The organism is Mesorhizobium sp. M4A.F.Ca.ET.022.05.2.1, assembly GCF_003998845.1.
Taxonomy (GTDB): Bacteria; Pseudomonadota; Alphaproteobacteria; order Rhizobiales; family Rhizobiaceae; genus Mesorhizobium.
The window spans coordinates 1-6,513 of record NZ_RZOJ01000342.1 but is presented as its reverse complement, the minus strand read 5'-3'; the positions used below and the strand labels follow the sequence as shown (position 1 = coordinate 6,513).

The following is a 6,513-nucleotide window of genomic DNA, read 5'->3' as shown; positions in this document are numbered from 1 at the left end:
CGCTATCATCAGATTGGCCACCGCCTTCATCATGAACAGCGGCCCCTTGAGGTTGATGCCGAAGACCTTCTCGTAGCTCGCCTCGGTGATGTCGGTGATCGGCGCCATGTCAAAGATGGCGGCGTTGTTGACGAGGATGTCGATGCCGCCGAACTCGCGGTCGACCTCGGCGGCAACGCTCTCGATCGCGGCGAGATCGGTAACGTCGAGCTTCTTCGCGCTGGCCGCCGGACCGATCGCGGCAGCCGCCTGCGTCGCGCGTTCGAAGTCGATGTCGGCGATCACCACTTTTGCGCCCTCGCGGGCATAGGCCTGAGCGAAGCCGAGGCCGATGCCGCGCGCGCCGCCGGTGATGAGGGCAGTCTTGTTGTTCAGTTTCATGTCCAACTTTCCAAAATTCGACAACGATTTCCGAGCGGCCGCGAAAGCTTGCCTGTCAGCCGGCGCGGAACGCACGGACCCGCTTTGCCCTTGCGGGATCCGTGCATCCTCCGGGCCCGCTGCAACGGGAGGTCTGGGCAGGCCGGATCGCCAGGGGCGGCACGCTCCACCCCTGGCTTGTTAGGGCGCTATTTGATGTAGCCCGCTTCCGTCATCGTGCGCTCCACCTCGGCCTGGACGCCATTCAGCGCATCGTCGACCGACTGCTCGCCGGTGACCGCGGCGGCAACGGCCTGGCCGACTTGCGTGCCAATGCCCTGGAATTCAGGGATGGCGACGAACTGGATGCCGGTATAGGGCACCGGATCCTTGGTCTGCTTGGTCGGATCGGCGGATTCGATCGCCGAAAGCACCGTCGCGGCGAAGGGCGCCGCCTTCTGGTAGTCGGCGCTGGCATAGGTGGACTTGCGGGTTCCGGGCGGCGCCGCCACCCAGCCTTCGGTCTCGCCGACGCGCTGGACATAGGCCTTCGAGGTCGCCCATTTGACAAAGGACTTCGCCGCGTCCGCCTTCTTGGTCGAGGCCGGGATGGCGAGGCTCCAGGCCCAGCCCCAGGCCGAACCGTTGGGGGTGACCGCGACCGGCGCCTTGGCGAAGGCGACCTTGTCGGCGACCTTGCTCTGCTTCGGGTCATAGACGCGGCCCGCCGCGGACGTGGCGTCGATCCACATGGCGCAATGGCCGGAGGCGAACAGCGTCTGGTTCTCGTTGAAGCCGTTGGAGCTGATGCCCGGGGGTCCATCCTTCTTCATGGTGTCGACATACCAGCCGATCGCCTTCTTCCAGGCGTCGGAATTGATCTGCGGCTTCCAGTCCATGTCGAACCACTGGCCGCCGAATGTGTTCACCAGCGTGCCGACGAAGGCCATGTTCTCGCCCCAGCCCGGCTTGCCGCGCAGGCAGAGCCCGTACTGCTCCTTCGACTTGTCGGTGAGCTTGTCGGCAAATTCGGTGATCTGGTCGTAGGTCGGCTGCTCCGGCATCTTCAGGCCGGCGGCGTCGAACAGGTCCTTGCGGTAGAGCGTGAACGAGCTTTCGGCGTAGAACGGCACTGCGTAGAGCTTGCCGTCGACGGTCAGGCCGTTGCGAACCGGCGCGATCAGGTCGTCATAGTCGTAGTCGTCGCCGAGATCGTTGAGCGACGTCAGCCAGCCTGCCTTGCCCCAGATCGGCGTCTCGTAGCCGCCGATGGTGAGCACGTCGAACTGGCCGCCCTTGGTGGCGATGTCGGTGGTGACGCGCTCGCGCAGCACGTTCTCCTCAAGCGTGACCCAATTGACCTTGTTGCCGGTCGCCTTCTCCCACTCCGGCGACAGCTTCTGCATGATGATCATGTCGCCGTTGTTGACTGTGGCGACGGTGATTTCCGTGGCGAGCGCCGTGCCTGCCGCCAGCGCCGAGGCGGTGACCGATACGGCGAGAATCCCGAAAAGCTTACCCGTTGGCATTTCGTCTCCTCCTTTACGAATGCGCATGTGTAAATGAACATGCGTATATATTCTATCGCGCTACAGAAAATTTGAGTCAAGCCGCCTGTCGCCTGATTTTCTGGGCTCCGGTCTCGCCAGGCCGGTAAATTTTCTCCAAATGATGCAAACAAGAAGGCTGCGCGCGCATTGATATAAGTGGACATACGTATAGTTTCTGTTGACTTCAGCTCCGCCGCGATTTACCCCGGCTGCAGCCCGGCGCTATCGTGCGGCCGGTGCGCGCCGAAATCAGCGCCTGGCAAGGCTGGGGAGAGAAGGAATTGCAGGAATGAGCCGCCGAAGGGAGATCGCCGCCGAAGGCGCGGGGCCGACGATTGTCGCCGGCGAGATCCTGGTCGAGATCATGGCGACGGAGCCAGGTCTCGGCTTCCTCGAGCCGCTGACGCTGATGGGCCCCTATCCGAGCGGCGCGCCGGCGATCTTCATCGACCAGGTGGCGAGGCTCGGCGGCGGCGCCGGCATCGTCGCCTGCGTCGGCCGCGACGATTTCGGCATCATCAATCTGGAACGGCTGAAGCGCGACGGCGTCGACGTCTCGGCCGTGTCGATCAGCGACCGCTATCCGACCGGAAGCGCCTTCGTGCGCTACAGGCCGGACGGCGGCAGGGACTTCGTCTACAACATCGCCGAATCCGCCGCCGGGCAGATCCGGCTCACGCCGGAGGCGCGGCGACTGGCGGACGGTGCCGGCCATCTGCATGTCATGGGCTCGACCCTGTCGGTAGCGGGGCTGAAGGAGATCGTCGCCTATGCGGTGAAGGCGGTGCGGGCGCGCGGCGGCTCGACCTCCTTCGACCCGAATGTGCGCAAGGAGCTGATCGACGGCGCCGACGGCGCGCTGCTTTCCGCCCTTGTCGACGACGCCGATCTTCTGCTGCCTTCCGGCGACGAGCTGCTTGCCGCGGCCGGCGTCAACGACGAGAAAGAGGCTGTGGCGGCGCTGATCGCCAGAGGCGTCGGCGAGATCGTGCTGAAGCGCGGCGCCGCCGGCTCAACCCGTTTCGGCGCCGACGGCAGCCGGATCGACTGCGCCGGCTTCCTGGTCGAGGAAGTCGACCCGACCGGGGCCGGCGACTGTTTCGGCGCCACCTACCTCACCTGCCGGCGCAAGGGGATGGAGCCGGCCAAGGCGCTGTTCTATGCCAATGCCGCGGGCGCCCGCAACGTGACGCGGCGCGGGCCGATGGAAGGCCTTGCCGGTCTCGACGTGCTTGACGACTTCATCGCCGGGACGGCGCGAGCGACATGATGACCAATCCGCTGACAGGCCTCGCCACAGCGCGCAGAAACGGGTCGCCCTATGGCATCACCTCGATCTGCTCGGCGCATCCGCTGGTGATCCAGGCGGCGATCCGGCGCGCCGTCGCCGACCCGGATTTGATGCTGCTGATCGAGGCGACCTGCAACCAGGTCAACCAGTTCGGCGGCTATACCGGGATGACGCCCGACCTGTTCGTCGCCTTCGTCAAGGAGATCGCCAGCCGCGAGGGGCTCCAGCCCTCGCGCATCATCTTCGGCGGCGACCATCTCGGGCCCAATCCATGGCGCTCCGAGCCGGCGGCGCAGGCGATGGCCAAGGCCGAAGCCATGGTCACGGCCTATGTCTGGGCCGGCTTCAGCAAGATCCATCTCGACGCCTCGATGGGCTGCGCCGGCGAGCCCGCAGCCCTCGACGACGAGACCATCGCGACGCGGGCCGCCCGGCTCGCCAAGGCGGCCGAGAAGGCGGCGCGGGCCAAGGGCGGCGCGCTGCCGCTCTACATCATCGGCACCGAGGTTCCCGTCCCCGGCGGCGCCGATCACGCGCTCAGCGACCTGAAGCCAACCGAAGCGGCGGCAGCGCGGCGCACGATCGAAATCCATCGCGAGATTTTTGCGCGCGAGGGCCTCGGTGAAGCGTTCGGCCGCGTCATCGCTTTGGTCGTGCAGCCGGGCGTCGAATTCGGCAGCGAGAACGTCATCGCGTACAAGCCGGAAGCATCGAAAGCGCTGACCGCACTGCTCGATGAACAGCCGTCGCTCGTCTACGAGGCGCACTCCACCGACTACCAGAGCCGCGCGGCGCTGACGGCGCTGGTCGCCAACGGCTTTCCGATCCTCAAGGTCGGCCCGGGCCTGACCTTCGCCTTGCGCGAGGCGCTCTACGGGCTCGACCTGATCGCCGCGGAAATGGTCCCCGGCTATGGCGAGCGCTCGCTTGCCCGCGCGATGGAGCGCGTGATGCTGGCGGCGCCCGGCCATTGGCGCAGTCATTATCATGGCGGCGAGACCAGCCTCTATCTGCAGCGTCACTACAGCTACAGCGATCGCATCCGCTACTATTGGAGCAATCCCGCGGCAAGCGTCGCCGTCGGCCGCCTGCGCGAGGTGCTTACCGGCGTCGGCATCCCCGAAACGCTGATGCGGCAGTTCCTGCCGACGCTGCCGGCAGGCCTCGGGCCGGCGAGCGATCCCGAAGCCATCCTGCTCGCGGCGGTCGATGCGGTGCTGGCGGATTACGAGGCGGCGTGCCGGGGCGGGTGAGCTGAGGACCTAAACCGGAGATGCCGGCGGGACAGCTCCTACTCAAACCCCGCCGCCGGCGCCCGCGGCCCGTCGTCCTCCTCCGGCGGCTGGAGGATCTCGATCAGCCGCGCCACCCGCGTGCCCGGCAAGTGGCGGCCCTCATTGACCAGCGCCTCGTCGGCGCCGATCCAGGCGAAGGCCTCGCGCAGTTCGCCGAGGCTGGCGCCGGTCAGCGCGATGTCAGCGAGGACGGCCTCGTCCACCGGACCCAGCACTGAAATGATGTCGTCGCGTGTCATGGTTGCCTCCGCGCCGGCCTGGCACCGAAGGGCCCGGCCCTGGTGACGGAATCTGGGGCGCGAAATCGGATAAGCAATGGCAGAGCCGGGTTTGGCTTCGAAACGCGGTCCTCGGCGAGCGGGCGTCAGGCGCCGGAATGTGGATCGATGCTGTAAGGATGGACGGGATAGTCGGGACCGATCGCGTCCCGCACCCGGCCGATCCACGCCGTCACGAACGGATAGTCCGCGAGCCTAAAGCCGCAATCCTCGGCGCGGTGGCTGTAGGCATAGACGGCGATGTCGGCAATGGTGAGAGTGTCACCGACAAGGAACGCCCCGTCGGCGAGGCTGCGCTCCAGCGCCGCCAGCGTACGGGCGCCGGCTTCGCGCTTGCCCGAAACCATCGCCTGGTTGCGCTCGAGCCGCCCGGTCAGGACCCAGTAGCGCAGCGAGCCAATCACCGGCTCGACATAATACTGCTCGAAGAACAGCCATTGCATCACCTTGGCGCGGAGAAGCCGGTCTGCCGGCAGATAGGGTGTGCCCTCCGCGACGCAGACGAGGATCGCGTTGGACTCGGCGATCGCCTGCCCATTCTCAACGGCGAGCACCGGCACGGCGCCGGCCGGGTTGAGCTTAAGGAAAGCCTCAGTGTGGCTCTCGCCCTCGAAAATCGAGACGACGCGGGTTTCGTAGGCGATGCCGAGCAAGCCGAGCAGGACCCTCACCTTCCAGCCATTCTGCGACGGCAGATAATCGTAGAGCGTGAGCATGGTGGGCCCTTTCGTCCAATCGGGACCGGCTTCGCATAGCGCAGGGTTATGGTCCACCCGATTTATGCTAGGCCCCGAAGCGGCTCTGAACAGCCGCCGGCGATGTCAATCAGCGGGTGTAACGATCCGAACGACGACCATCGAATCGAGCCCCAGCACGCGAGCGAGGGCCAGTGCATTCGGCACAATCCAATATGGGGAGTCTGCGTCGAAGGGAGCATTGCTGTGCGTCAGGTTGAAGAGCGCCTTTGCGCAGACCTCTTCGAACATATACTGGGCCAAAGCCGGCACATCGTTCGCCTTTTCGACCCGCAAGGTCTTGTGCCGGATATGATCGAAAAGGTGATGTGCTTTCAGCCAGGCCCCGCGATCTTTGACCATCGTGCGAAGGCGATCGAGAGTCTCGGTGTCGCGGACGTGCGGACCGAAGAACTCAAAGAGCTCCTGCATCTGTCGCAGCATGTCCCATCCTCTGGTCGGCATGAATGTCGTTTGTCCCTCCTCGTCGGAAGCCGCCCTCACCCCCGCTTCTCGATATCGGCAGCCACAGCCATCGCCTCCAGGCCGATCTCGCGCAGCAGGCCGGTGACCGGATTGTGGAAGCCGACGAGAAAGAGGCCGAGCTCCGAGGCGCGGGCATTGACGCCGCTCTTCTGCGGCCTGAGCTCCGTCGGCAGGAACTTGTCGTAGGCGGGGCGGTAGCCGGTGGCGAGGATGACGGCGTCGAAGTCTTCCTGCCGGCCGTCGACAAAGGTGGCGCCGCGCTCGCCGAAGCGCTTGATGTCGGGCGCGACCTTGATCCTGCCGGCCTTGATCGCCGCCACCGTGCCGACATCGATGACCGGGATGCGGCCGGCGTCGATCTGCTTCAAGATGCCCTCCTTCGGCCGGACGAGGCCGTATTTCTCGAGCTTGCCCAGCGCCAGGTCGAGGATGATCGGGAACATCCGGTCGTTGAGGCCCTGCGGCATCGGCCGGCTGGCGATGCCCACCATCTGGATCGGCACGCCGAACAGCTGTCTC

Annotated in this window: 7 protein-coding genes and 1 pseudogene; 2 read left to right on the top strand and 6 right to left on the bottom strand. The window is 65.9% G+C overall.

The window, feature by feature from the left end:
• Both EN745_RS26895 and EN745_RS26890 read right to left on the bottom strand, forming a co-directional pair.
• A partial coding sequence (locus EN745_RS26895) for an SDR family NAD(P)-dependent oxidoreductase (RefSeq protein WP_127422654.1) occupies nt 1-381 on the bottom strand: 381 nt, incomplete at its 3' end.
• A gap of 188 nt (nt 382-569) precedes the next feature.
• On the bottom strand, nt 570-1,889 hold the full coding sequence (locus EN745_RS26890; protein WP_189363170.1) for a sugar ABC transporter substrate-binding protein: 1,320 nt from the start codon (nt 1,887-1,889) through the stop codon (nt 570-572).
• Nucleotides 1,890-2,199: 310 nt separating this feature from the next.
• Between EN745_RS26890 and EN745_RS26885 the strand changes: the two genes are divergently transcribed.
• Nucleotides 2,200-3,180 (top strand): sugar kinase, encoded by a 981-nt coding sequence (locus EN745_RS26885; protein WP_127422653.1) that lies wholly within the window; start codon nt 2,200-2,202, stop codon nt 3,178-3,180.
• Nucleotides 3,180-4,454 carry a D-tagatose-bisphosphate aldolase, class II, non-catalytic subunit gene (locus tag EN745_RS26880; RefSeq protein WP_127422652.1) on the top strand — a complete coding sequence of 425 codons (1,275 nt, stop codon included), beginning with the start codon at nt 3,180-3,182 and terminating at the stop codon, nt 4,452-4,454. Before EN745_RS26885 ends, EN745_RS26880 begins: the two co-directional genes overlap by 1 nt.
• A gap of 38 nt (nt 4,455-4,492) precedes the next feature.
• Here the strand turns inward: EN745_RS26880 and EN745_RS26875 are convergent, their stop codons facing one another.
• The 4 genes and pseudogenes from EN745_RS26875 to EN745_RS26860 all read right to left on the bottom strand — a co-directional run.
• Nucleotides 4,493-4,735 (bottom strand): hypothetical protein, encoded by a 243-nt coding sequence (locus tag EN745_RS26875; RefSeq protein WP_126055280.1) that lies wholly within the window; start codon nt 4,733-4,735, stop codon nt 4,493-4,495.
• Between the two features lie 125 nt (nt 4,736-4,860).
• Nucleotides 4,861-5,490: a glutathione S-transferase family protein gene (locus EN745_RS26870; protein WP_127422651.1), complete on the bottom strand. Its 630-nt coding sequence runs from the start codon at nt 5,488-5,490 to the stop codon at nt 4,861-4,863.
• Nucleotides 5,491-5,595: 105 nt separating this feature from the next.
• Nucleotides 5,596-5,952 (bottom strand): hypothetical protein, encoded by a 357-nt coding sequence (locus tag EN745_RS26865; RefSeq protein WP_127422650.1) that lies wholly within the window; start codon nt 5,950-5,952, stop codon nt 5,596-5,598.
• A 56-nt stretch (nt 5,953-6,008) separates the two neighbouring features.
• Nucleotides 6,009-6,513: pseudogene (locus EN745_RS26860) on the bottom strand (NAD(P)/FAD-dependent oxidoreductase); the annotation flags it as partial.